Source organism: Pseudomonas peli (assembly GCF_050563605.1).
Taxonomy (GTDB): domain Bacteria; phylum Pseudomonadota; class Gammaproteobacteria; order Pseudomonadales; family Pseudomonadaceae; genus Aquipseudomonas; species Aquipseudomonas peli_A.
In genome coordinates, this window is sequence record NZ_JBNXUH010000012.1 from 47,188 (window position 1) to 69,578 (window position 22,391).

Consider the following 22,391-nt stretch of genomic DNA (forward strand, 5'->3'; position numbering starts at 1 on the left):
TTTCCTTATTCAGTAGGAGCTAATTCAGTAGGAGCCAGGTGCGCCGCAATACGCTGGCGCAGACGGGTCTTGTCGACCTTGCCGACGGCGGTCATGGGCAGCCTGTCGAGGTGTTCGAAACGGTCAGGCAGCTTGTAATCGGCCAGCCCCAGGCCACGCAGGAACTTGCGCAAGGCGATGCTCTTGAGCGCAGGGTCACGGCTGACCACAAAGGCGCAGCTTTTCTCGCCCAGCGCCGTGTCGGGCATCGCCACCAGCGCCGCATGGGTGATTGCCGGGTGCGCCATCAGCAGGTTTTCCACTTCTTCGGCGGCGATCTTTTCGCCACCGCGATTGATCTGGTCCTTGATCCGCCCGACCACCTCCAGATAGCCATCAGCGCGCAGCCGCACCAGATCGCCGGAGCGGTAAAAACCCTCAGCATCGAAGGCCTGGGCGTTGTGTTCGGGGCTCTGGAAATAACCGCGAATGGTGTACGGGCCACGAGTCAGCAGCGCACCGATCTCACCGACCGCCACCGGGTTGCCGGCGCGGTCGAGCACGCGCACTTCATCGGCAGGGCTCATCGGGCAACCCTGAGTGCCATAGACGTGCGCCTCGTCATCATCAAGACGGGTGTAATTGACCAAGCCCTCGGCCATGCCGAACACCTGCTGCAGACGACAACCCAACTCGCTGCCGATGCGCTGCGCCTGTGCCTCGGGCAAGCGCGCACCGCCGACCTGCAACAGTTGCAGGCTGGCCAGCTCTGCCGCTCTCCCGCTAGCGGCCTGCAACCACAGCGACAGTGCCGGCGGCACCAAGGCGCTGACATTCACTTGGTGACGGGCGATTAGCGGGAAGCAGGTCGCCGGCCCCGGATCGGCCGCCAGCACCACGCAGCCGCCGGCATGCAATACCCCCAGCGCGCCAGGCGAGCTCAACGCAAAGTTGTGCGCCGCAGGTAGCGCGCAGAGATAGCGGGTGTCGCGGTCGAACCCGCAGATTTCCACGCTACGGCGCACGCTGTAGGCGTAATCGTCATGGGTGCGCGGAATCAGCTTCGGCGTACCGGTGCTGCCACCGGAAAGCTGGAAGAACGCCACCTGATCGGCTGGCGTCGGTGCATAGGCACGCAGCGCGGCAGCCGGCTGCAGCCAGGCGCTTAGCGACCGCGCAGAATCGGCATCGGCATCGAGCAGCAAAGTATCGAACTCAGGAATGGCGGCCTGCAATTCGCCGAGGAAACTGTCATCAGCAAACAGCGGATGCTGGCGACTGCCGATAAACAGCCGCGGGCGGATCTGCCCAGCGTAAGCCAGCAGCTCCAGGCGGCTATGGCTGAATAGCGCGTTGACCGGCGCAATGCCGGCTTTGAGCAGGGCAAAGAAGACGATATAGAACTCAGCCTGATTACCCAGCTGGACCAACGCCCGATCGCCCGGAGCGAAGCCCTGATTGGCCAGACGCTGAGCCAGATGAGCGGCCTGCGCATCCACGTCGGCGTAGCTCAGCTGGCGTTCGCCACAGATCAGCGCAATCGCCTCGGGTTGCGTCTGCACCTGGGCTTCAAGCAGTTGCGTCAGCGGCTCACCGCGCCAGTAGCCGGCCTGGCGATAGCGCGCGGCAAATTCCGCCGGCCAGGGCGTGAACGGCACCAGACTCATAGCGCCTCCCGTTCCAGGCCGAAGGCCGAGAGCATGGTGCCGAGCTTGTTGCCGGTCTCCAGCCACTCCGATTCTGGGCAGGACGCGGTAACCAGTCCCGCGCCAGCAAACAGGCTGACCCGCGTGTGGTCGACAATGCCGCAACGGATTACCACCGCCCATTCGCCGTTTCCGTCGGCATCACTCCAGCCGACGATGCCGCCAAACACGCCGCGGTCGAACGGCTCCAGCTCGGCGATCAGACGTTTGGCCGCCGCTGTCGGAAAGCCGCACAGCGCCGGCGTCGGGTGCAGGCGGCAAGCCAGGCTCAGCGCAGACGCAGGCGTATCCAGCTCGCCGGCGATCTGCGTCGACAGGTGCCAGAGCCGCGCGGTTTTCAACAACGAAGGCGCATCGGCCACGTTCAGACTGCGGCACAGCGGGCGCAGCTGACGATCCAGCTCCTGGATCACCAGGCGATGCTCGTGCAGGTCCTTGGTCGATTGCAGCAGCGCCTGCGCCACCAACGCATCGGCAGCAGGGTCAGCCAGACGCTTGGCCGAGCCGGCCAGTGGGTTGGAGGTGAAGTGCCGACCGTGTTGACGCAGCAACAGCTCGGGGCTCGCGCCGATCAGCACGCCGCCATCCGGCAAATCCATGGAAAAATGGTAAGCCTCGGGGTTCTGCTGGCGCAGCCCCTGGAACACTGTGGCGGCGCATGGTGCGTTGTCGAACTCCAGCTGCAAAAGCCGCGACAACACCACCTTGCTCACCTGGCCACCACGCAACACTTCGACGGCACGACCGACGGCTTGTTTGAAACCAGCCTGATCCGGCTGCTCGGTACACTGGCGGGCCTTGCCGCAGGGTAAACCGCAAACCCTGGTTGGCGGTGCGACAGGCAACAGGCGCGAAACATGGCGCGGGACAAAAAGACTGGACGGCTGCTGCTTGTCGAAGGGAATCACCCCGACCACCATCGGCTGGCCCAAGCCCGCCGCCCTAGCCTCGGCAAAGGCCGCCTCTACCGCCCGTTCAACGCCGTGACCATCCTCACCGGCCGGTGTCTCGATGGCCTTGAAACAGCCGCTGGCCTCAACCCCGCCTTCGGGGGAATAGAACCGATAAGTGGGTGCATAGATATCGCTCCACGGGGAGCCCCCACGAGCGACACGCGTCAATGCATTCACTCCAACCTCCATATCTAACGCTAATACGAACAATTAGCATTTACATAAAGGAGGCAAAACTAACCACTCGCAGAAGTTGCGTCAATTTATTTCTAAGGCTCTAGCCCGAGGGTTACTGAGACGAAATGGTGGGATTTGCAGCCATCCGCAGCGAACCTGCAGCCCACGTGCGGCTTTGGCCGACAAGTGCAGCGATCCCGTCTGGGTGAATAAGCAAAAGTGATTTAGCCAATCTGCCAACGACATCGCAGCACTGACATCAAGAGGGAGCTTCTACTTGCCCCGCCCCGCCAGGATGCGCGTTGCGCCCTGGGTTCTCTGGCAGTACCAGAACACCCGGCTGACCCCGCGGGTGACGGCCACATAGGCCAGGCGCAGGCTTTCGTCCTGCATGGCCTGGCCGTAGCTGTTGCTGAAAAAGCCCGAGTAGGCGTACAGCGCATTGCGCAGCGGGTGCGGTTCAGGCGGTTGGCAGTCGTCGAGGATGATCGCGACTTCGGCCTGCAGGCCCTTGGCGCGGTGGATGGTGTAGGCCTTGACCGCCAGCTTCTTGTCCAGCTGCGCGGTGATGGCCTGCAGCGGTTCGTTGCGCCGGCTGAGCAGCAATACCGCGTTGCGCTCGCGACTGTTGCGCCCGGCGGCATAGGCGCACTGCTCGTTGATCTGCTTGAGCAGTTCCGGCAGGCGTACCTTGCTGTCGAAACGCTGAATCAGGCGCACGCCATGATCGCCCGGCTGAGTGGGTTTGATCGCCTGGCTGGCCTTCGCCTGCTTGTGCAACACGCCGCCCAGCAGAGCTTCGGCGTCAAGGATGATCGGCTCAATCGAACGGTAGTTGTTGGCCAGGGTCAGCACCGCGCTTTGCTTTGCCCGACCCTTGGCCGGAAAGTGTCGGTCGAAGTCGATAAACAGCTCGGGCGAGCTGCCGCGCCATCCGTAGATCGACTGCCAGTCATCCCCAATCGCCATCAGGCTGACGGTTGCGCCCTGCCCGGCTTGGGCACGCTGTACGGCTTGCAGCCACAGAACGATTTGCGGCGAGATATCCTGAAATTCATCGATCAATAAATGGCTAAATGGCGCCAGCAACTGCGCTGGAACGCCCTGCCCGCCGGCGTTTAGTCGCGCCGTTAGTTGGGCAAAGGCGCCATTGAAGGTCATCAAACCCTGCGCTTGCAGGCAACGCTCGAAGTACGGCCAGAACAGCAGCAGCGCTTCGCTGAACTCGCGTACCGCTGCCGGGCCCGTTAGCGCCTGCGGCTGTAAGGCCGCGACAGTGATGCCAATGCTTTCGGCAAACCCGGCCTGGGCGTAGAACGCCTCATACAGCGGCGCAGCACTGAATTCGCCCGGCAGCTTGTAGGCATCCAACGGCGCCTTCGGCAGGCGCTTGCCCTCAGCCGGCGGCATGGGCAATTGCAACAGGCTATGCACCCGCTGGCGAAATACCGGCTGCTCGGCATAGCACTGCTGATAGGCCTGTTTAAGCAGGCGCAGCTGCGCAGGTCGCAGGCGGCCGGCGCTCAGTGGGTTATCCAGCTCGCGGCTCGCCGCCTGTGGGTCATCCAGCTGTTCGAACCAGCACGGGTTATCCAGCACGCTCTTGGCCACACTGCCCATGGCCGAGTGGAAGGTGCGCACGCATTGGCGCGCCTGAGTGGCATCGAAGGGATAGTTAAAGAAGCCCAGTACCTTAAGCAGCTGTTCGCGCAGCTCGGCGCAGGAAGCATTGGTAAAGGAAATCACCGTCAGCTGTTCGGGCTTGATACCCAGGTGACAGAGCATAAACACCACCCGCAGCACCAGCGTGGTGGACTTGCCCGAGCCGGCCCCGGCGAAGATGCGCGTCAGCGGATGATTGCTGAGGATCATCGCCCACTGCTCATCCGATGGTGCACTAAGCAGCCCAGCCGTCACCGCCCGCGCTACCTGCTCGCGCATGGCCTGGCTCTGCGTCGCATCGACCGCCAGCATGGCCGGCCCGTAAATGCCTTGAATAAGCGGTTTACTGACAGCGCGGCGCGGTTTGCCCTGCGTCTGTGTACTGTCCGACTTGACCTTGGCAGCCGCTTTTTTGGCCCGTGATGCAGGCTTTTTCAGCGGCGCAGCCGCTTCACGCTCGGCGCGCAGATAGGCAGTGGTATGGGGGAAATAACGCGCCAGAGCAGCGGACAGGAGCCGCTTGTAGCGCTGAACAGCAGATGGCATTCGCGACCCAGTCGAATATACAGATCGTTGAATGATAAGTGCTTTTTACGGCGAGCTGGCGACTGAGCGGTGAGAAAGCGCAGCGCCTCTCACCGCTCATTTCACCCGACGGACTGTCAGTCGAGCATGCCGATATAGCGCGGATGGCTGGCAACCCGCGCCAGCCAGGTGCGGATGGCCGGATACGGGGCCAGATCGAAGCCACCTTCGTCCGCCACATGGGTATAGGCATACAGCGCGATATCGGCAATCGAGAAGTTCTCCCCGACCAGATACGGCGCGCGTTGCAGCTGTTTCTCCATCACCTTGAGGGCCTTGTGCCCACGCACATGGCACTCCTCGTACTCGCTGCGGCGGGCCTCGGGCAGGCCCTGATACAGCTGGATAAAGCGCGCCACCGCGACATAGGGCTCATGGCTGTACTGCTCGAAGAACTGCCACTGCAGCACCTGGGTGCGCAGGCGCGGCTCGCTGGGCAGAAACGCGCTGCCATCAGCGAGGAAGTTGAGGATGGCATTGGACTCCCACAGACAGGTGCCGTCTTCCAGCTCCAGCACCGGGATCTTGCCGTTGGGATTCTTGGCCAGAAAGGCTTCGCTCTGGGTCTCGCCCTTGAGGATATTGATCGGTATCCACTCATAGGGCTGACCAAGCAGATGCAGCATCAGCTTGATCTTGTAGCAGTTGCCCGAGCGGTAATCGCCATAAACCTTGAACATATCGCCCTCCTCCCGAATATTTCTGAAACCGCTCAACTAGCTCGCTTGCGCCTGACGGATTACCTCGGCCAGGCGTTTGAGGCCTTCGCTCAAACGCTCCGGCGCAACGTGGCTGAAGTTAAGTCGCAAATGGCCCGGATGAGCGTCCGGGTCGATAAAGAACGGTTCGCCCGGCATAAACGCCACGTTCTGCGCCAGAGCCGGCGCTAGCAGCGTGCGAGTGTCCAGCGGCTGCTTGAGGGTCAGCCAGAAGAACAGCCCGCCCTGGGGAATCTGCCAGTCGGCCAGGTCGCTGAAATGCTCTTCCAGCACCGCCTGCATGGCATCACGGCGGATGCGGTAGAAGTCGCGTAACTCGGCCAGATGGCCACGGTACTTCTCGCTGCCCAGCCACTGCAGCGCCTGCCATTGGCCTATGCGGTTGGTGTGCAGATCCGCCGACTGCTTGAGGCGCAGCAGGTAGGGGTACAGATCCGGGGTGGCGATCAGGTAGCCCACGCGCAGGCCCGGCAGCAGGGTTTTCGACACAGTGCCGGTGTAGATCCAGCTGGCCTTCTGCAGGCGGCTGACAATCGGCGTGGCGCTGCCTTCGTCGAACACCAGCTCGCGGTAGGGTTCATCTTCGATCAGGGTCACGCCGAATTCATCCAGCAGCGCCGCCACCGCGTCGCGCTTGGCTTCGCTGTAGCGCACCGCCGAGGGGTTCTGGAAAGTTGGGATTAAATAGGCGAAAGCCGGCTTGTGGTTCTGCAGCCGCTCGCGCAAGGCATCGATCTGCGGGCCATCGGCTTCTTGCGGCACAGCGATGCAATCGGCGCCGAACAGCTGGAAGGCTTGCAGCGCGGCCAGGTAGGTCGGCGCTTCGAGCAGCACTTCGGTGCCCGGATCGATAAACAGCTTGCTGGCCAGATCCAGCGTCTGCTGCGAACCGCTGACGATCAGCACCTGGCTCGCATCGCACGGCACGCCCAAGGCACGCGCTTCGGCGGCAATCGCCTCACGCAGCGCCGGCTCGCCTTCGCTCATGCCGTACTGGCCCATGCTGGCCGGCATGTTAGCCCACTCGACCTTCGGCAACATCGGCTCGGCCGGCAGGCCGCCGGCAAACGACATCACTTCCGGACGCTGCGCCGCGGCGAGGATTTCACGGATCAGGGAGCTTTTCAGGCGGGCAACACGTTCGGAGAAGGCCATGGATATCACCGGTAGCAAAGGCAAATAAAAATAGGTCAAACTGTTTGACCGAAATTACGACGATCAGCCTGGATACGTCAACATGATTGACCTTAAAAATCCAATCACTCAGCAGACTGCCATGGAAGCATTCTTCTTCGGCTACCAGGCGTTTACCGCCAAAGCCGATGAAATGCTGGCGCGCCGTGGGCTGTCGCGGGTGCATCACCGCATTCTGTTTTTTATCGCCAAGTACCCAGGCCTGAGCATGAAAGAGCTGCTCGGCTACCTGGGCGTGAGCAAGCAGGCGCTAAACACCCCGCTGCGCCAATTACTGGAAATGGATCTGGTGCAGAGCCTTACCGCCGAAGACGACAAGCGCAAACGTCTGCTCGGCTTTACCGCCGAAGGTGCCAAGTTGGAGCAGGCACTGCGCCGCGAACAGGCCAAACTGCTGCAACGCGCCTTCAGTGAAGCCGGGGAGACCGCCGTCAGCGGCTGGCTGCAAGTTAATCAGACCCTGGGTAACAGCCGCCAGAGCGGTACCGGCGAAGGCTAGGGCAAACTGTACTGACCGCACACAACCATTGCAGAACTGTACCGTCGATTGCCCGCGTCGCTGTACCGCGACGGCCTGCCCAACTCCTCCTAGGCTGATCAGCACTGCCCCTGAGTGCTGCGCCATGACCACCGAACTGCTGCTCGCCTTTATCGCCTTCGCCTTTGTCACCTCAGTAACGCCGGGGCCGAACAATATGATGCTGCTCGCCAGCGGAGTGAACTTCGGCCTACGCCGCAGCCTGCCGCATATGTTCGGTATCAGCCTGGGCTTTATGCTGCTGGTGGCCTCGGTAGGCCTCGGTCTTGGTCAGTTGTTCGAGCAGGTGCCGCTGCTCTACAGCGTGCTGCGCTATCTGGGCGCGGCTTACTTGCTATATCTGGCCTGGAAAATCGCTAACTCCGGCGCACCGGACAGCCAGAGCAACGCGGCCGGCAAACCTTTCAGCTTTCTCCAGGCTGCGGCCTTTCAGTGGGTTAACCCAAAAGCCTGGATCATGGCCATCGGCGCCATCACCACCTACACCCCGCAGGAAAACTTCGTGGTCAATGTGCTGCTGATCGCGGCGCTGTTCGCCCTGGTCAACTGCCCTAGCGTCGGCCTGTGGACAGTGGCTGGCAGCCTGCTGCGCAACTGGCTGAACAATGCCCGAGCGCTGCGCGTGTTTAATATCGGCATGGCCCTGCTGCTGGTAGCCTCGCTGTACCCCATCTTCGCCGACACCGGACTGCTCTGATGCACGACCTGCCGCAAGCACGCCTACGGCCGCTGGCCGACACTTCAACTTCGGCGGTAGTCGCCGGATTTATCGCCATGCTCACCGGCTACACCAGCTCGCTGGTGCTGATGTTTCAAGCCGGCCAGGCCGCAGGGCTGACTAACGGGCAGATTTCATCGTGGATCTGGGCGCTGTCGATTGGCATGGCGATCTGCTGCATCGGCCTGTCGCTACGCTACCGCGCGCCGATCATGATCGCCTGGTCCACCCCTGGCGCCGCCCTGCTGATCACCAGCCTGCCGGGAGTTCCCTATAGCGAGGCAATCGGTGCCTATATCCTGGCTTCCGGTTTGATTGTACTGATCGGCCTGACCGGCACCTTCGACCGCCTGATGCGGCGCATCCCCGCCTCCATCGCTGCCGCGCTGCTGGCTGGCGTGCTGTTCAAGATCGGTCTGGAAATCTGCGTGGCCGCCGAGCAGCAGCCGGTGCTGGTGGTGGCCATGCTGCTCGCCTACCTGCTGGGTAAACGCCTGCTGCCGCGCTATGCGGTACTCGCCGCTTTGATCGTCGGCAGTGTGCTGGCCGGGATTTTCGGCCTGCTCAATTTCGAACATTTCGAGCTGCAACTGGCGGTGCCGGAATGGACCACGCCAAGCTTCTCCCTGGCGGCGGCCATCAGCATCGGTATCCCGCTGTTTATCGTGGCCATGGCCTCGCAGAATCTGCCCGGCATGGCCGTGTTGCGCGCCAATGGCTATGACGTGCCGGCCAGCCCACTGCTGACTACGACCGGACTGACTTCGATGCTGCTCGCGCCGTTCGGCAGCCACGGTATTCATATGGCCGCCATCAGCGCGGCGATCTGCGCCGGCCCGGAAGCTCATGAAGACCCGAAAAAACGCTACACCGCTGCCATCTGGTGCGGGGTGTTCTACGGCATCGCCGGCATCTTCGGCGCAACCCTGGCCGCGCTGTTTGCTGCTCTACCGAAAGCCCTGATCCTGTCCATCGCGGCGCTTGCGCTATTCGCCTCGATCATCGGCGGCCTGACCCAGGCCATGAGCGAGCCGAAAGAGCGTGAAGCGGCGCTGATCACCTTTCTGGTCACCGCCTCGGGCATGACCCTGTTCTCGGTGGGTTCGGCGTTCTGGGGGATTGTCGCAGGGCTGCTGACCCTGGCGATTCTTAACTGGGGCAAGCGGGACGCTTGATGATCCCAATAAAAAACGGGCTTATGCATAACGCATAAGCCCGTTTTTGTTACAGCCGCTGTACTTAGCCGCGCTGACGCTTAGGCAGCACATCCTTGAGCTTGGCGTGCATACCGCGCAGGGTTTTCTCGGTGCTTTCCCAGTCGATGCAGGCATCGGTGATGGACACGCCGTACTTTAGCTGGCTGAGGTCCTTGGGAATCGACTGGTTGCCCCAGCCTAGGTGGCTTTCCACCATCAGGCCGACGATCGACTGGTTGCCTTCGAGAATCTGGTTGGCCACGTTGTCCATTACCAGCGGTTGCAGAGCCGGGTCTTTGTTGGAGTTGGCGTGGCTGCAATCGACCATGATGTTTGGGCGTATGCCGGCTTTGGTCAGTTCCTGCTCACAAACGGCAACACTCACCGAGTCGTAGTTCGGCTTACCATTGCCACCGCGCAGCACCACGTGACCGTAGGCATTGCCCTTGGTGGTGACGATGGAAACGCCACCTTCCTGGTTGATGCCGAGGAAACGGTGCGGGCTGGAGACCGACTGCAGGGCGTTGATCGCCACAGTCAGGCCGCCGTCGGTGCCGTTCTTGAAGCCCACAGACGAAGACAGGCCGGAGGCCATTTCGCGGTGGGTCTGCGATTCGGTGGTGCGCGCGCCGATGGCCGACCAGCTGATCAGGTCCTGCAGGTACTGCGGGGAAATCGGGTCGAGGGCTTCGGTAGCGGTCGGCAGGCCCATTTCAGCCAGGTCACGGAGCAACTGGCGACCGATATGCAGACCATCCTGAATCTTGAACGAGTCATCCATAAACGGATCGTTGATTAGGCCTTTCCAGCCGACGGTGGTACGCGGCTTCTCGAAATACACGCGCATAACCAGATACAGACTGTCCGAGACCTCGGCAGCCAGCGCCTTGAGGCGCTCGGCATACTCGTGGGCGGCCTTGATATCGTGGATCGAGCACGGCCCGACCACCACGAACAGGCGATGATCCTTGCCATCGAGAATATTGCGGATTACCTCGCGACCACTGGCAACCGTGCGCAAGGCAGCATCGGTCAGCGGAATTTCACGCTTGAGCTGTGCGGGGGTTATCAGGGTTTCGTTGGAGGCAACGTTCAGGTCATCAATCGGTAAATCAGCCATCGTGCTATTCATCAGTCAGAGTCATCAGGTCACGGGTGCCGGCCGCCAGCGATCCCCGTGTGGCGGAGCACAGCAATATGAGCACAGCGGGGAAGCCGAACCTTAGCGCGTAAAGGCCTGGCTCGACAATGGGCTTGGCGGCTTAAGCCGCGCCGATGGGAGGATTCGCAGGATTAGGGCGCTAATTCAGGCTGGCGCGGGAGAACTCGGCGGCATGCTGGCTGATCCATTCCTGCGCCACCACCTCGACCGGCAGGCTGCAGCCCAGTTCCTGCTCGCGTTGATGGCGATAATGTTCGATCTGGCAGACCTGCTCGACCATGCGCGCGCGAAACAGCGTGTCCTCATCGACAAAGGCGATACCCACCAGGTATTTGCCCTCCTGCTTGCGGCACCAGGCCACCAGGCCCGGATAGCGCGCATGCTCGCCGAACAGCGGAATACGCAGTTCGATGGCCGTACCACGGCGAAAAGCGCGGTTGGAGTTGCAAGCCACACCGCCGAGGCTGATATTGTTGAGCCGCTCTTTGGGTACAAATGCCTGTTTGCGCAGCACTAATTCAACCGGCATATCACTGGGATGACGCAGAAAGTGACGCATCTATGACTACCTCGGATGCCATCAATTTGATACCACATTGGCCAGTATAGTGACTGAACTGGAACTGACCGATTTAGATGCAGATCGCCATCTACTCGACTTGCCTGGCACTTCACTGCTGATATTTACCAGCATAGGTTGTGCCAGTTGCCGTTGGGCGCGGCGTGAGCTGCCTAATTTGTCGCTGCCGATACAGCGCCTGGCTTGGGTCGACGCGGCCAACAGTGGCGGTTTAGTGGCGCGTTATGAGGTATTTCATCTACCCGCGTTATTCGTGGTTCAGGATGGCCAATTTTATGGCGCACTGCAGAGCAGCCTGCAGCCCGCCGCACTTATTCAGGCGCTGGACACTGCCCTGTCGCGCCCCGCAGAGGAATTACCATGATGAATGCAGCACCCCGTATCGGCATTATCGGTTCCGGCGCGATTGGCGGCTTTTATGGCCTGATGCTGGCCCGCGCCGGTTTTGATGTGCACTTTCTGCTGCGCAGCGAATTCGCTGCAGTCGCCAGCCAGGGCCTGCAGGTCAACAGTGCGCTGCACGGCAACCTGCACCTGCAACCGGTGCAGGCGTACCAGTCGGTTGCCGATATGCCGCCGTGCGACTGGCTGCTGATCGGCGCCAAAACCACCAGCAACGCCGAACTCGCACCGCTGATCAGCCAGGCCGCCGCGCCCGGCGCCAAGGTGGTGCTGATGCAGAACGGCCTGGCCGTAGAAGACGAGCTGCGCCCGCTGCTGCCGGACTCGCTGCACCTGCTGGGCGGCCTTTGCTATATCTGCGCCCATCGCAGTGCACCGGGGGTGGTCGAGCATCAGGCTCTGGGCAGCGTCAACCTGGGCTATCACTCAGGCCCGGCGAACGATGCCGAGAGCCGTCAGCAGATACTCGAACAAGGCAGCGCGCTGTTCCAGGCTGCTGGCCTTGACTCCACCGCCATGGCCGAACTGAACCAGGCGCGATGGCAAAAGCTGGTGTGGAACGTGCCCTATAACGGCCTGGCCGTGCTGCTGGACAGCGCCACCACGGCGCTGATGGCCAACGCCGACAGCCGCGCGCTGATCGAAGCGATCATGCAGGAAGTAGTGGATGCCGCCGGCGCCTGTGGCTATCAGTTGCCCGCAGGCTTTGCCGGCAAGCTACTGGCGGCCACCGACCGCATGCCGGATTACCTGCCGAGCATGTACCACGACTTTGCCCTGCAGCGCCCGCTGGAGCTGCATGCCATCTACGCCGCGCCGTTGGCCGCTGCGGCCCAGGCCGGCTGCGCCATGCCGCGCACCGAGATGCTGTATCAGACCCTGCGATTCCTCGAACAACGCACGCAATAGGACACAGCCATGAGCAAGGGATTAGGCGACAAATTGGTGCTGGCGATCTCCTCGCGGGCGCTGTTCGACCTCAGCGAAAGCCACCGCATCTATGAAAGCCAGGGCGTCGCGGCCTACCGCCAGTACCAGATCGAGCATGAGGACGAGATACTCGCCCCCGGTGATGCCTTTCCCCTGGTCGAGAAGCTGCTGGCGCTGAACACAGCCCTCGAACAGCAGCGGGTCGAGGTGATTCTGGTCTCGCGTAATAGCGCCGACACCGGCCTGCGCGCGTTCAATTCGATTCAGCACTACGGCCTGGGCATCTCCCGTGCGGCCTTTGTCGGCGGACGCAGCCCTGACCCTTATCTGGCTGCATTCGGCTGCCACTTGTTTCTCTCCACCCACGCCGAAGATGTGCGCAGTGCACTACGTGCCGGCTTTGGTGCAGCGACCATCCTCTCCGGCGGCGCTCGGCGGGCGGCCAGCAATGAGCTGCGCATTGCCTTCGACGGCGATGCCGTGCTGTTTTCCGATGAATCCGAGCGGGTCTATCAGCAGGCTGGCCTGGAAGCCTTCCAGAGTCACGAACGCCAGTCGGCCCGTGAGCTGCTCGGCGGCGGCCCGTTCAAACCGTTCCTCGCCGCCCTGCACCGTCTGCAACAGGAGTTTCCCGAAGAGCAGTGCCCGATTCGCACGGCGCTGGTTACCGCGCGCTCGGCCCCGGCCCATGAACGGGTGATTCGCACCCTGCGTGAGTGGAATATCCGTCTGGATGAGTCGTACTTCCTCGGCGGCCTGGAAAAAGCCGCGATTCTGGAAACCTTCGGCGCCGACGTGTTCTTCGACGACCAAGCCGGACACTGCGAAAAAGCCCGCGAAGTGGTCGCCACCGGTCACGTCCCGCATGGCATTAGTAACGAGCCGCAACTCTAGCCCCCGCGCAAGGGCGATCAGCCGCCCTCGCCGCTTACCCCCTACCTACGTATATAACCATTCGTCCTCAAAACCTCGGCTTTCTTTGACTTATCGATGGCGCTGCTAAGCTCAGATCAGGCCCGCCAGTCAGGCAGTCAAGGAGGCCGCATGATTCGCTCGATTCTCTATGCCACTGACCTCGGCCTGTACGCCCCCTACATCCTGCAACACGCTCTGGCGCTAACCCGTTCCTTCAATGCCAGCCTGTATGTGGTGCACGCGGTGGAGCCCATGGGCCTGTTTGCCGAATCGGTGCTGCAAACCTATCTGGATGAAGAACGCCTCAAGGACCTGCGCACCAACGGCCTGAGCACGGTGATGGCGAGTATCGAGCAGCGGGTGCTGGAGGGCTTTCGCGATGAGATCGGCGAAGCCCTGCATGATCTCGACCTGATCAAGGCGGTGCGCGTGGTACAGGGCGATCCACCGCTGGTGATACTCGATGAAGCGCAGCAACTCGGCGTGGATTTACTGGTCCTAGGTAGCCACAGCCACGGCACGGATATGGATATTCCGCTGGGGCGTACCGCGTCGCGCCTGGTGCAGTTGTCCGAAGTACCGGTGTACCTGGTGCCGATGCTGCAGCATCGCAGCCGCGGTGATCTTTAAAAGAAGCGCAGCACTTTCTTATTTTTGGTCTAGATTTAATGCTTCAATCATCATTATGGTTATATAAAACGCCGGTAACCTGAACGGCTGTCTTTTTGCTTTGAGGGATTTTTATGAAGCTTCAGCAACTGCGCTACATCTGGGAAGTCGCGCATCACGACCTCAACGTTTCTGCCACGGCACAAAGCCTCTACACCTCGCAGCCCGGCATCAGCAAACAGATCCGCCTACTCGAAGACGAACTGGGGGTTGAAGTATTCGCCCGCAGCGGCAAGCACCTGACCCGCATCACCCCGGCCGGTGAGCGCATCATCAACACCGCCGGGGAAATCCTGCGCAAGGTCGAAAGCATCAAGCAGATCGCCCAGGAATTCTCCAACGAGAAGAAAGGCACCCTGTCCATCGCTACCACTCACACCCAGGCGCGCTATGCCCTGCCGCCGGTGATCAGTGCGTTTATCAAGCAATACCCGGACGTAGCCCTGCATATGCACCAGGGCACGCCGATGCAGATCGCTGAAATGGCTGCCGATGGCACCGTAGACTTCGCCATCGCCACCGAAGGTCTGGAGCTGTTCAACGACCTGATCATGATGCCCTGCTACCGCTGGAACCGCTGCGTGGTGGTGCCTCAGGGCCATCCGCTGACCAAGCTGCCAAAGCTGACCCTGGAAGCCCTGGCCGAATACTCCATCGTCACCTACGTGTTCGGTTTTACCGGCCGCTCCAAACTCGACGAAGCCTTCAGTCATCGTGGCCTGACGCCAAAGGTGGTGTTTACCGCCGCCGACGCCGACGTGATCAAAACCTACGTACGCCTGGGTCTGGGCGTGGGCATCGTAGCCAAGATGGCTGTCGATCCCAAACTCGATCCGGACCTGGTGGTGCTGGATGCCGGCGAGCTGTTCGAAGCCAGCGTGACCAAGATCGGCTTCCGTCGCGGCACCTTCCTGCGCGGTTTTATGTGCGACTTTATCGAGAAATTTGCCCCGCACCTGACCCGCGACATGATGGCCAAAGCCGTGCAATGCCACAGCAAGGTCGAGCTGGAAGAGCTGTTTGAAGGCGTTGAACTGCCGTTGCACTGATCCAACCTGCAGGCATAAAAAAGCCCGTCCATGCGACGGGCTTTTGTATACGCGGCAATTCCTACTCAGTGGCTTTCAATTCTTTGCCATGAGCGAAGTTCACCCACCAGCCGAAGGCCGCTGCGGTAAAGAACATGATGATGCTGTAGATCGCCGCTGGGATGGACATGGTCGCGTTATTCAGCAGCATCGGGCTCAGTGCCAGGGCAATCGCCAGAGTGCCGTTGTGAATGCCGATTTCCATGCCGATGGCAATCGACTGGCGCAGGCTCAGCTTGCACATGCGCGGCACCCAGTAGCCCACCGCCAGGCTAATTAGGTTGAATGCCAGCGCCGCTCCGCCCACCAGCGGTGCGTAGTCGACAAAGGTCTGCCAATCCTTGACCACCGCCAGGATGATGATGATCAACAGAAACAGCGCGGAGATGATCTTCACCGGCTTCTCCATGCGCGCGGCAAAACCTGGGAAGCGGCTGCGTATCCAGATGCCAATCGCCACCGGGCCGAGCACGATGACAAACACCTGCACCACCTTGGTGAACTGCAACGGCAGGGCCTGATCACCTTCCATAAAGTAGGCCAGCGACAGGTTGACGATCAGCGGCATGGTCAGCACCGCGATCACCGAATTGACCGCCGTCAGGGTGATATTCAGCGCCACATCACCGTGGGCCAGATGGCTGTAGAGATTGGCCGTGGTGCCGCCCGGCGAGGCGGCCAAGAGCATCAGGCCAACAGCAAGCGCCGGGGCCAGACCAAAGGCCTTGGCCAGAAAGAAACACACCACGGGCAGCAGCAACAGCTGGCAGCTCAAGCCGATCAGCACCGGCTTGGGAAACTTCACCACCCGGGCAAAATCCGCCAGGGTCAGCGACAAGCCCAGGCCGAGCATGATGATGCCCAGGGCGATAGGCAGGAACAGGGTCAATAACGGATCAGCAGTCACGGCTTTCTTACTCCTTGATCAAAGCGCTGGGCGATCTTGAACAGCGGCGTAGAACACTGCAGTGACTTTAGTGGCCAATCGTGCGAAAGAAATGGCGAGGTATAAAAAAAGCGCCCAGATGGGCGCTTTTTTTATTACTGAAGGAAATCAGATGGCTGTGGCGCCGCCATCTACCGCCAGCGCCTGGCCGGTGGTGAAGGCCGCGTTATCGCAGCATAGGTACAGCACTGCGGTGGCGATTTCCTCGACCTTACCGATACGCCCGACCGGGTGCATGGCGGCGGCGAATTCGCCCTTCTTCGGGTCGGATTCATAGGCGCGGCGGAACATGTCGGTGTCGATCACCGCCGGGCATACCGCGTTGACCCGCACTTTCTTCTTCGCATACTCGACCGCTGCCGATTTGGTCAGGCCGATCACCGCATGCTTGGAGGCGGCATAGATGCTCATCTTCGGCGCCGCACCAAGGCCGGCGACCGACGCGGTGTTGACGATGGCGCCGCCACCTTGCGCCAGGAGCAGCGGGATCTGGTGCTTCATGCACAGCCACACGCCTTTGACGTTAACGCCCATGATGGCGTCGTACTCGGCCTCAGTGCCCTCAGCCAGCTTGCCTTTCTCGATCTCGATGCCAGCGTTGTTGAAGGCATAGTCCAGACGGCCATAGGCACCCAGTGTGCGCTCCATCAGTACCTTGACCTCTGCATCGCGGGTTACGTCGCAGCGCACAAACAGCGCGTCACCGCCGGCTTCACGGATCAGCGCGACTGTCGCCTCGCCGCCTGCCACATCGACGTCAGACACCACCACCTGCAGGCCTTCGTTGGCGAATGCCAGTGCCGTGGCACGACCAATACCAGCAGCACCACCGGTGACCAGGGCAACCCGGCCGGAAAAGCTAAAGCTCATCTGCGTGTCCTCGCAAGGATTAAAAACTGCATTGAGTCTAATCAGCTCGATGATTCCAAGGCAGCACTATCAAACTGCTGGTGATGACCTCATTGAAATGAGTGATTAACACCCCTGTCCACCTATCATTCGAATGGATTAACCACCATTCGTCCCACGGGCAAATCTTGCCCATCACGCAGCTAAGGGCTATCAACAGTCTTTCCGTTCAGTGAGTACCTGCCATGAATGCCCCACTCAATCGTCAGTTCCTGCTTGCCCAACGCCCGGTCGGCCTGCCCAGCCGCGAGACCTTCAGCTATGTAGAAAACAGCGTCGGTGAACCCGGCCCCGGGCAGATTCTGGTGAAGAACGCCTACCTGTCGCTGGACCCGGCCATGCGTGGCTGGATGAACGATGCCAAGTCGTATATTCCGCCAGTCGGCATTGGCGAAGTGATGCGCGCACTCGGTGTGGGTGAAGTGGTGGCCTCGCAGCACCCGGACTTTGCCGTGGGCGACCATGTAAACGGCGCCCTCGGCGTGCAGGACTATTTCCTCGGTGAGCCCAAGGGCTTCTACAAGGTCGACCCCAAGCGCGCGCCGCTGCCGCTGTATCTGTCGGCGCTGGGCATGACCGGCATGACCGCCTACTTCGCCCTGCTCGATGTCGGCGCACCGAAAGCCGGTGAAACTGTGGTGATTTCCGGCGCGGCCGGCGCAGTCGGCAGCATTGCCGGGCAGATCGCCAAGCTCAAGGGCTGCCGTGTGGTCGGCATCGCTGGCGGCGCGGACAAGTGCAAGTTCCTGATTGATGAGCTGGGCTTCGACGGCGCCATCGACTACAAGAGCGAAGACGTGATCGCCGGTCTCAAGCGCGAATGCCCTAAAGGTGTGGACGTGTATTTCGATAACGTCGGCGGCGACATTCTCGATGCCGTGCTCACCCGCCTGGCCTTCAAGGCGCGAGTGATCATTTGCGGCGCGATCAGCCAGTACAACAACAAGCAAGCCGTAAAAGGCCCGGCCAACTACCTCAACCTGCTGGTCAACAGCGCACGTATGGAAGGCATGGTGGTGATGACCTACGCCCCACGCTTTGCCGAAGCGGCTGCGGAGATGGGCGGCTGGATGGCCAGCGGCAAGCTGAAATCCAAGGAAGATATCGTCAGCGGCCTGACCACCTTCCCGGAAACTCTGCTGAAACTGTTTAGCGGCGAGAACTTCGGCAAGCTGGTGCTGAAGGTCGACTAACACGATTTCGTAGGAGCGGCATGGGCCGCTCCTACGAAGATCAGGCGTTAGACAACCGCCATTTCCTCACTGTCCTGCTTTATCGGCCGCCAGCGGCGCAGCAGCATATACAGGGTCGGGATCACAAACAGGGTGAAGAAGGTGCCGACCAACAGGCCACCGACAATCACCATGCCGATCTGCTGACGGCTTTCCGCACCCGCACCCGTGGCAATCGCCAATGGCAGTGAGCCCAGCACCATCGCACCGGTGGTCATCAGAATCGGCCGCAGACGCTGCACCGACGCCTCGATCACCGCACCACGCAGTTCATGGCCCTGACGCAACAACACGTTGGCGAACTCGACGATCAGAATGCCGTGCTTGGTAATCAGGCCGATCAGCGTCACCAGGCCGATCTGCGAATAGATATTCAACGTGCCGCCGAATAACGTCAGCGCCAGCAAGGCCCCGGCCATCGACAGCGGCACGCTGAACAGGATGATCAGCGGGTCGGTAAAGCTCTCGAACTGCGCCGCCAGCACCAGGAAGATAAACGCCAGGGCCAGGGCAAAGATCAGCGCAATACCGGCACTGGATTCCTTGAAGTCCCGCGAAGTGCCGGTGTAGTCGTATTGGGTCTCGGCCGGGAATACCGTGCGCGCTGCGGCTTCCAGATGCGCCAGGGCTTCGCCCAGGGTGTAACCGGAGCCGACGTTGGCACTTACCGTCACCGCACGCAGCTGGTTGAAGTGGTTGAGCTCGCGCGGCGCCACGGTCTCGCGCACCTCGATCAAGTTGGACAGCTGCACCATGCTCTCATCGCGGCCGCGCACATAGACGCGATCGAGATCCTGCGGGTTGCTGCGGTCCACGCCCTGCAACTGAACCAGCACATCGTACTGCTCGCCGTTCTGCTTGAAGCGCGTCACCTGGCGACTGCCGAAAAGGCTTTCCAGGCTGCGGCCAATAGTCGCCACATCGGTGCCCACCGCCACGGCCTGCTCACGGTTGACCGCGACTTTCAGCTGCGGCGCGTTGAGCTTGAGGTCGCTGTCCAGACTTTCCAGCCCCGGATAATCGCGCAGCGAGTTGAGCAATTCATCGACATAACCCTGCAGCTCGCTGTACTCCATCGACGAGCGAATCACGAAGTTCACCGGCTGGTTACGCGCGCTCTGCCCCAGCGGCGGCCGGTTGACCGGGAAGGCACGCACCCCGGCGATATCCTGCAGCTTGGGCAGTAACTCGTTGCGAATCTCGAACTGACTGCGCGAACGGTCGGCCCAGTCTTCCAGCTTCATAAAGGAAATGCCCTGGGCCACAGTCGGGAAGCCGGCAATCACCATATAGCGGTTGGTCTCGGGGATGCTGGCGTAAGCGGCTTCAATCTCGCGAGCATAACGCCCGGTGTAATTGATGGTGGCGCCATCCGGGCCGTTGAACACGCCGATAATGGTGCCGGTGTCTTCGGTCGGTGCCAGCTCGGATTTAAGCCCCGAGAACAGCAGCACGCAGGCCACCACGGTGAGCAACAGCACGCCCACCACCAGCACCCAGGCGCTGAGTGCCTTGGCCAGCAGGTGCTTGTAGCTGTAGGTCAGGCCGTTGAGAAAATCTTCGATCAGGTTGTACAGCCGGTTGTGCCGCTCGCCGGCCTGATGCGGCTTGAGCAGTAGCGCGCACATCATCGGCGTCAGGGTCAGGGCAACAAAACCCGACACCAGCACCGCGCCGGCCAGGGTCCAGGCGAACTCGGTAAACAGCTTGCCCGTGGTGCCCTGCATAAAGCCGATGGGGGCAAATACGGCGGCCAGAGTCATGGTCATGGCGATCACCGCAAAGGCGATCTCGCGGCTGCCCTTGAGCGCCGCCTGCAGCGGCTGCATGCCCTCCTCGATATGCCGGTGGATGTTCTCCAGCATAACGATGGCATCGTCCACCACCAGACCGATGGCCAGCACCATCGCCAGCAGCGTCAGGGTGTTGATGGTGAAGCCCATCAGGCTCATTAGGGCAAACGCGCCGATCAGCGACACCGGGATGGTCACCAGCGGAATGATGGTGGCGCGCAGCGAGCGCAGGAAGATAAAGATGATCAGGATGACAAGCCCCACCGCTTCCCAGATGGTGATAAACACGTTGTCGATCGACTCGCGAATAAACAGCGAGTTGTCGTTGGCCACTGCCATCTCCATACCTTCCGGCAACAGCGCGCGTACATCCGGCAAGGCCTCGGCCAGGCCATCGGAGATATCCAGTGGGTTGGCGGTGGCCTGCTTGATCATGCCCATCGACACGGCCGGCTGGCCCTTGTAGCGGACGATACTGCGCTCATCCTGAGCGCCGATTTCGGCATAGCCGACATCCGCCAGGCGCAGCAAGTAACCGCGCGAATCATCGAGGATCAGCTGATTAAACTGCTCCGGGGTGTTCATGTCGGTTTCCGAGAGCACGGTGAATTCGCGCTGCTGCGATTCGATTCGCCCGGCCGGAATCTCGACGTTCTGCCGGCGCAGGGCGTCTTCCACGTCCTGCACGGTAAGGTTGTGCGCGGCGAGCTTTTCCGGGTCCAGCCAGATGCGCATGGCAAAGGTGCGCGCGCCGCGAATCTGCACTTCGGAGACGCCGGGGATGGTCTGCAGGCGATCCTTGATCACCCGTTCTAGCACGTCGGTGATCTCCATGGCGCTATAGCGTTCGCTGTAGAAGGCGATCCAGATCACCGGCTGGGCGTCGGCCTCGACCTTCTGCACGATGGGCTCGGCGATTTCATCCGGCAGCAGGCCGCGCACCCGACCCAGACGGTCACGCACATCGTTGGCAGCTTCATCGGAGTTGCTGCCCAGGCGGAACTGCGCAGTGATCTGGGTGTTTTCCGAGCGGCTGATGGAGCTGACGAAATCCAGGCCGTCGATGCCCGACAGCACATCCTCGATCGGCTGGGCGACCTGGGATTCCATGATCTCCGGGCTGGCTCCCGGGTAAGTGACGTTGACCGTGACAATCGGCACGTCGATATTCGGGTACTCGCGCACGGCCAGACGGTCATAGGCCATCAAACCAAGCAGCACCACAATCAGCGACAGTACGGTGGCAAATACCGGCCGGCGGATGCAGATATCCGACAGGGTCATGGCGCTTGCTCCACCACCTTGGTGCGCACCGACGCGCCGGCCCGGACCTTCTGCCAACCGGCGCTGATCAGGGTTTCATCACCCTGCAGGCCTTCCAGCACTTCAACTTTGCCAGCCAGGCGTTTACCCAGTTTGACCTCACGCAACTCGACCTTGCCATCGACCACTAGGTTAACCAGCAGCTTGTCGCCCACCGGCATGATGGCTTCTTCCGGAATCACCAGGGCATTCGGCCGTTCGGCGAGAATTACCGAAACCCGCACGAACTGCCCTGGGCTCAGGCGGCCATCGCTGTTGCTGATATGCGCGCGAATCGCCTGGCTGCGCCCGGCTTCGTCGAGACGCGGGTTGATGGCGAAAATCTCGCCGGTGAAGCGCTCACCCGCATAGGCATCCAGGCTGATTTCGATCACCTGCTTGAGACGAATCTGGCTGACAGCTTTTTGCGGAATGCGGAAATCCACCTTGAGCGGATCGAGCACTTCCAGGTTGACGATGTCCTGGCCCTCGCTGAGGTAATCGCCAGGGCTGACTGCTCGCAAGCCCAGCACGCCATCGTAGGGCGCGAGGATGCGGGTCTTGTCCAGGCGTGCCTGGGACAACGCCAGGTTGGCACGCGAGGCCAGCTGCACGGCGCTGGCTTCATCCAGCGCCTGAGCGTTACTGGCACCGCGCTTGAACAGCATCTGTGCGCGCTGAAAGTTCTTTTCCGCCAGGTTCAGGTTGGCCTGCGCCTGGGCAAATTCGGCGCGGGTAATCGAATCATCCAGGCTTACCAGCAGTGCACCGGCTTCGACGCGCTGGCCTTCGCGAAAATGCAGCTGCGCCACCCGGCCGGCGATTTCCGGGCGGATCATCACCGACTCGTCGGGGCGCAGTGAACCAAAGGTCACCAGCTCGTCGCGCACCAGGCTTCGCTCGGCCTTGACCACCTCGACCAGCGGCCCTTCATTGGCCTGCGCGTGCACACTGGCAAGCGAACACAGCCAGAAAACTGTACCGAGAAGAGCAGGTGCGCGGGCAAACATATACAACCCCTAATTCTTTGTAGAGG

20 protein-coding genes are annotated in these 22,391 nt (G+C 61.3%); 9 read left to right on the forward strand and 11 right to left on the reverse strand.

Features of this window, described 5'->3' with window-relative positions; all coding sequences use genetic code 11:
* Positions 1–5: 5 nt before the first annotated feature.
* The 5 genes from ACQ4LH_RS15455 to ACQ4LH_RS15475 form a co-directional block, all read right to left on the reverse strand.
* The gene (locus ACQ4LH_RS15455; RefSeq protein WP_430697965.1) at positions 6–1,646 is read right to left on the reverse strand and encodes a (2,3-dihydroxybenzoyl)adenylate synthase; all 1,641 of its coding nucleotides are present in this window, start codon (positions 1,644–1,646) and stop codon (positions 6–8) included.
* Positions 1,643–2,815 (reverse strand): isochorismate synthase, encoded by a 1,173-nt coding sequence (locus tag ACQ4LH_RS15460; protein ID WP_430697966.1) that lies wholly within the window; start codon positions 2,813–2,815, stop codon positions 1,643–1,645. Before ACQ4LH_RS15460 ends, ACQ4LH_RS15455 begins: the two co-directional genes overlap by 4 nt.
* 273 nt (positions 2,816–3,088) lie before the next feature.
* Complete coding sequence (locus ACQ4LH_RS15465) at positions 3,089–5,023, reverse strand: UvrD-helicase domain-containing protein (RefSeq protein WP_430697967.1); 1,935 nt, start codon at positions 5,021–5,023, stop codon at positions 3,089–3,091.
* Positions 5,024–5,139: 116 nt separating this feature from the next.
* Positions 5,140–5,742: a glutathione S-transferase family protein gene (locus ACQ4LH_RS15470; RefSeq protein WP_430697968.1), complete on the reverse strand. Its 603-nt coding sequence runs from the start codon at positions 5,740–5,742 to the stop codon at positions 5,140–5,142.
* A 36-nt stretch (positions 5,743–5,778) separates the two neighbouring features.
* Positions 5,779–6,936, reverse strand: a complete 1,158-nt coding sequence (locus ACQ4LH_RS15475) for a PLP-dependent aminotransferase family protein (protein WP_430697969.1) — start codon at positions 6,934–6,936, stop codon at positions 5,779–5,781.
* An 82-nt stretch (positions 6,937–7,018) separates the two neighbouring features.
* Here ACQ4LH_RS15475 and ACQ4LH_RS15480 point away from each other — a divergent pair, with 82 nt between their 5' ends.
* The 3 genes from ACQ4LH_RS15480 to ACQ4LH_RS15490 all read left to right on the forward strand — a co-directional run bounded on the left by ACQ4LH_RS15480 (position 7,019) and on the right by ACQ4LH_RS15490 (position 9,406).
* On the forward strand, positions 7,019–7,474 hold the full coding sequence (locus ACQ4LH_RS15480; protein WP_430697970.1) for a MarR family winged helix-turn-helix transcriptional regulator: 456 nt from the start codon (positions 7,019–7,021) through the stop codon (positions 7,472–7,474).
* 124 nt (positions 7,475–7,598) lie between these two features.
* Complete coding sequence (locus tag ACQ4LH_RS15485) at positions 7,599–8,210, forward strand: LysE family translocator (protein ID WP_430697971.1); 612 nt, start codon at positions 7,599–7,601, stop codon at positions 8,208–8,210.
* Positions 8,210–9,406, forward strand: coding sequence for a benzoate/H(+) symporter BenE family transporter (locus ACQ4LH_RS15490; protein WP_430697972.1), 1,197 nt, complete (start codon positions 8,210–8,212; stop codon positions 9,404–9,406). The genes ACQ4LH_RS15485 and ACQ4LH_RS15490 overlap by 1 nt, the downstream gene beginning before the upstream one ends.
* A 64-nt stretch (positions 9,407–9,470) precedes the next feature.
* Here the strand turns inward: ACQ4LH_RS15490 and ACQ4LH_RS15495 are convergent, their stop codons facing one another.
* Positions 9,471–10,547, reverse strand: coding sequence for a 3-deoxy-7-phosphoheptulonate synthase (locus ACQ4LH_RS15495; RefSeq protein ID WP_167141038.1), 1,077 nt, complete (start codon positions 10,545–10,547; stop codon positions 9,471–9,473).
* 181 nt (positions 10,548–10,728) lie between these two features.
* On the reverse strand, positions 10,729–11,148 hold the full coding sequence (locus ACQ4LH_RS15500; RefSeq protein WP_275961496.1) for a PilZ domain-containing protein: 420 nt from the start codon (positions 11,146–11,148) through the stop codon (positions 10,729–10,731).
* On the opposite strand from ACQ4LH_RS15500, the gene ACQ4LH_RS15505 reads away from it, so the two are divergent.
* From ACQ4LH_RS15505 to cysB, 5 genes are all read left to right on the forward strand, one after another.
* Positions 11,147–11,533 carry a thioredoxin gene (locus ACQ4LH_RS15505; protein WP_430698026.1) on the forward strand — a complete coding sequence of 129 codons (387 nt, stop codon included), beginning with the start codon at positions 11,147–11,149 and terminating at the stop codon, positions 11,531–11,533. The two genes, ACQ4LH_RS15500 and ACQ4LH_RS15505, sit on opposite strands and share 2 nt — an antisense overlap.
* Entirely contained in the window at positions 11,530–12,480 is a 951-nt protein-coding gene (locus tag ACQ4LH_RS15510) for a putative 2-dehydropantoate 2-reductase (protein WP_430697973.1), read from the forward strand. Before ACQ4LH_RS15505 ends, ACQ4LH_RS15510 begins: the two co-directional genes overlap by 4 nt.
* 9 nt (positions 12,481–12,489) lie before the next feature.
* A complete protein-coding gene (locus tag ACQ4LH_RS15515) occupies positions 12,490–13,395 on the forward strand; it encodes a 5'-nucleotidase (protein WP_430697974.1) in 906 nt (301 codons plus the stop codon).
* Positions 13,396–13,545: 150 nt separating this feature from the next.
* Positions 13,546–14,046, forward strand: coding sequence for a universal stress protein (locus tag ACQ4LH_RS15520; protein WP_160084845.1), 501 nt, complete (start codon positions 13,546–13,548; stop codon positions 14,044–14,046).
* Between the two features lie 113 nt (positions 14,047–14,159).
* The gene (gene cysB / locus ACQ4LH_RS15525) at positions 14,160–15,134 is read left to right on the forward strand and encodes an HTH-type transcriptional regulator CysB (protein WP_275961493.1); all 975 of its coding nucleotides are present in this window, start codon (positions 14,160–14,162) and stop codon (positions 15,132–15,134) included.
* 61 nt (positions 15,135–15,195) lie between these two features.
* Here the strand turns inward: cysB and ACQ4LH_RS15530 are convergent, their stop codons facing one another.
* Both ACQ4LH_RS15530 and ACQ4LH_RS15535 read right to left on the reverse strand, forming a co-directional pair.
* Positions 15,196–16,080, reverse strand: coding sequence for a bile acid:sodium symporter family protein (locus ACQ4LH_RS15530; RefSeq protein WP_430697975.1), 885 nt, complete (start codon positions 16,078–16,080; stop codon positions 15,196–15,198).
* 147 nt (positions 16,081–16,227) lie between these two features.
* Positions 16,228–16,989, reverse strand: coding sequence for an SDR family oxidoreductase (locus ACQ4LH_RS15535; protein WP_430697976.1), 762 nt, complete (start codon positions 16,987–16,989; stop codon positions 16,228–16,230).
* A gap of 224 nt (positions 16,990–17,213) precedes the next feature.
* On the opposite strand from ACQ4LH_RS15535, the gene ACQ4LH_RS15540 reads away from it, so the two are divergent.
* Positions 17,214–18,221 carry an NADP-dependent oxidoreductase gene (locus ACQ4LH_RS15540; RefSeq protein WP_430697977.1) on the forward strand — a complete coding sequence of 336 codons (1,008 nt, stop codon included), beginning with the start codon at positions 17,214–17,216 and terminating at the stop codon, positions 18,219–18,221.
* A gap of 47 nt (positions 18,222–18,268) precedes the next feature.
* Here ACQ4LH_RS15540 and ACQ4LH_RS15545 read toward each other — a convergent pair whose 3' ends face one another.
* Both ACQ4LH_RS15545 and ACQ4LH_RS15550 read right to left on the reverse strand, forming a co-directional pair.
* The gene (locus tag ACQ4LH_RS15545; protein ID WP_430697978.1) at positions 18,269–21,337 is read right to left on the reverse strand and encodes an efflux RND transporter permease subunit; all 3,069 of its coding nucleotides are present in this window, start codon (positions 21,335–21,337) and stop codon (positions 18,269–18,271) included.
* On the reverse strand, positions 21,334–22,365 hold the full coding sequence (locus ACQ4LH_RS15550; RefSeq protein ID WP_430697979.1) for an efflux RND transporter periplasmic adaptor subunit: 1,032 nt from the start codon (positions 22,363–22,365) through the stop codon (positions 21,334–21,336). The genes ACQ4LH_RS15545 and ACQ4LH_RS15550 overlap by 4 nt, the downstream gene beginning before the upstream one ends.
* Between the last annotated feature and the right edge of the window lie 26 nt (positions 22,366–22,391).

Excerpts from the sequence above, each read along its gene's own strand:
- ACQ4LH_RS15490 (WP_430697972.1), top strand. The coding sequence starts at position 8,210 with ATGCACGACCTGCCGCAAGCACGCCTACGGCCGCTGGCCGACACTTCA.
- ACQ4LH_RS15510 (WP_430697973.1), top strand. The coding sequence starts at position 11,530 with ATGATGAATGCAGCACCCCGTATCGGCATTATCGGTTCCGGCGCGATT.
- ACQ4LH_RS15495 (WP_167141038.1), bottom strand. The coding sequence starts at position 10,547 with ATGGCTGATTTACCGATTGATGACCTGAACGTTGCCTCCAACGAAACC.
- ACQ4LH_RS15475 (WP_430697969.1), bottom strand. The coding sequence starts at position 6,936 with ATGGCCTTCTCCGAACGTGTTGCCCGCCTGAAAAGCTCCCTGATCCGT.
- ACQ4LH_RS15485 (WP_430697971.1), top strand. The coding sequence starts at position 7,599 with ATGACCACCGAACTGCTGCTCGCCTTTATCGCCTTCGCCTTTGTCACC.
- ACQ4LH_RS15500 (WP_275961496.1), bottom strand. The coding sequence starts at position 11,148 with ATGCGTCACTTTCTGCGTCATCCCAGTGATATGCCGGTTGAATTAGTG.
- ACQ4LH_RS15535 (WP_430697976.1), bottom strand. The coding sequence starts at position 16,989 with ATGAGCTTTAGCTTTTCCGGCCGGGTTGCCCTGGTCACCGGTGGTGCT.
- ACQ4LH_RS15455 (WP_430697965.1), bottom strand. The coding sequence starts at position 1,646 with ATGAGTCTGGTGCCGTTCACGCCCTGGCCGGCGGAATTTGCCGCGCGC.
- cysB (WP_275961493.1), top strand. The coding sequence starts at position 14,160 with ATGAAGCTTCAGCAACTGCGCTACATCTGGGAAGTCGCGCATCACGAC.
- ACQ4LH_RS15550 (WP_430697979.1), bottom strand. The coding sequence starts at position 22,365 with ATGTTTGCCCGCGCACCTGCTCTTCTCGGTACAGTTTTCTGGCTGTGT.
- ACQ4LH_RS15515 (WP_430697974.1), top strand. The coding sequence starts at position 12,490 with ATGAGCAAGGGATTAGGCGACAAATTGGTGCTGGCGATCTCCTCGCGG.
- ACQ4LH_RS15480 (WP_430697970.1), top strand. The coding sequence starts at position 7,019 with ATGATTGACCTTAAAAATCCAATCACTCAGCAGACTGCCATGGAAGCA.
- ACQ4LH_RS15520 (WP_160084845.1), top strand. The coding sequence starts at position 13,546 with ATGATTCGCTCGATTCTCTATGCCACTGACCTCGGCCTGTACGCCCCC.
- ACQ4LH_RS15470 (WP_430697968.1), bottom strand. The coding sequence starts at position 5,742 with ATGTTCAAGGTTTATGGCGATTACCGCTCGGGCAACTGCTACAAGATC.
- ACQ4LH_RS15465 (WP_430697967.1), bottom strand. The coding sequence starts at position 5,023 with ATGCCATCTGCTGTTCAGCGCTACAAGCGGCTCCTGTCCGCTGCTCTG.
- ACQ4LH_RS15540 (WP_430697977.1), top strand. The coding sequence starts at position 17,214 with ATGAATGCCCCACTCAATCGTCAGTTCCTGCTTGCCCAACGCCCGGTC.
- ACQ4LH_RS15545 (WP_430697978.1), bottom strand. The coding sequence starts at position 21,337 with ATGACCCTGTCGGATATCTGCATCCGCCGGCCGGTATTTGCCACCGTA.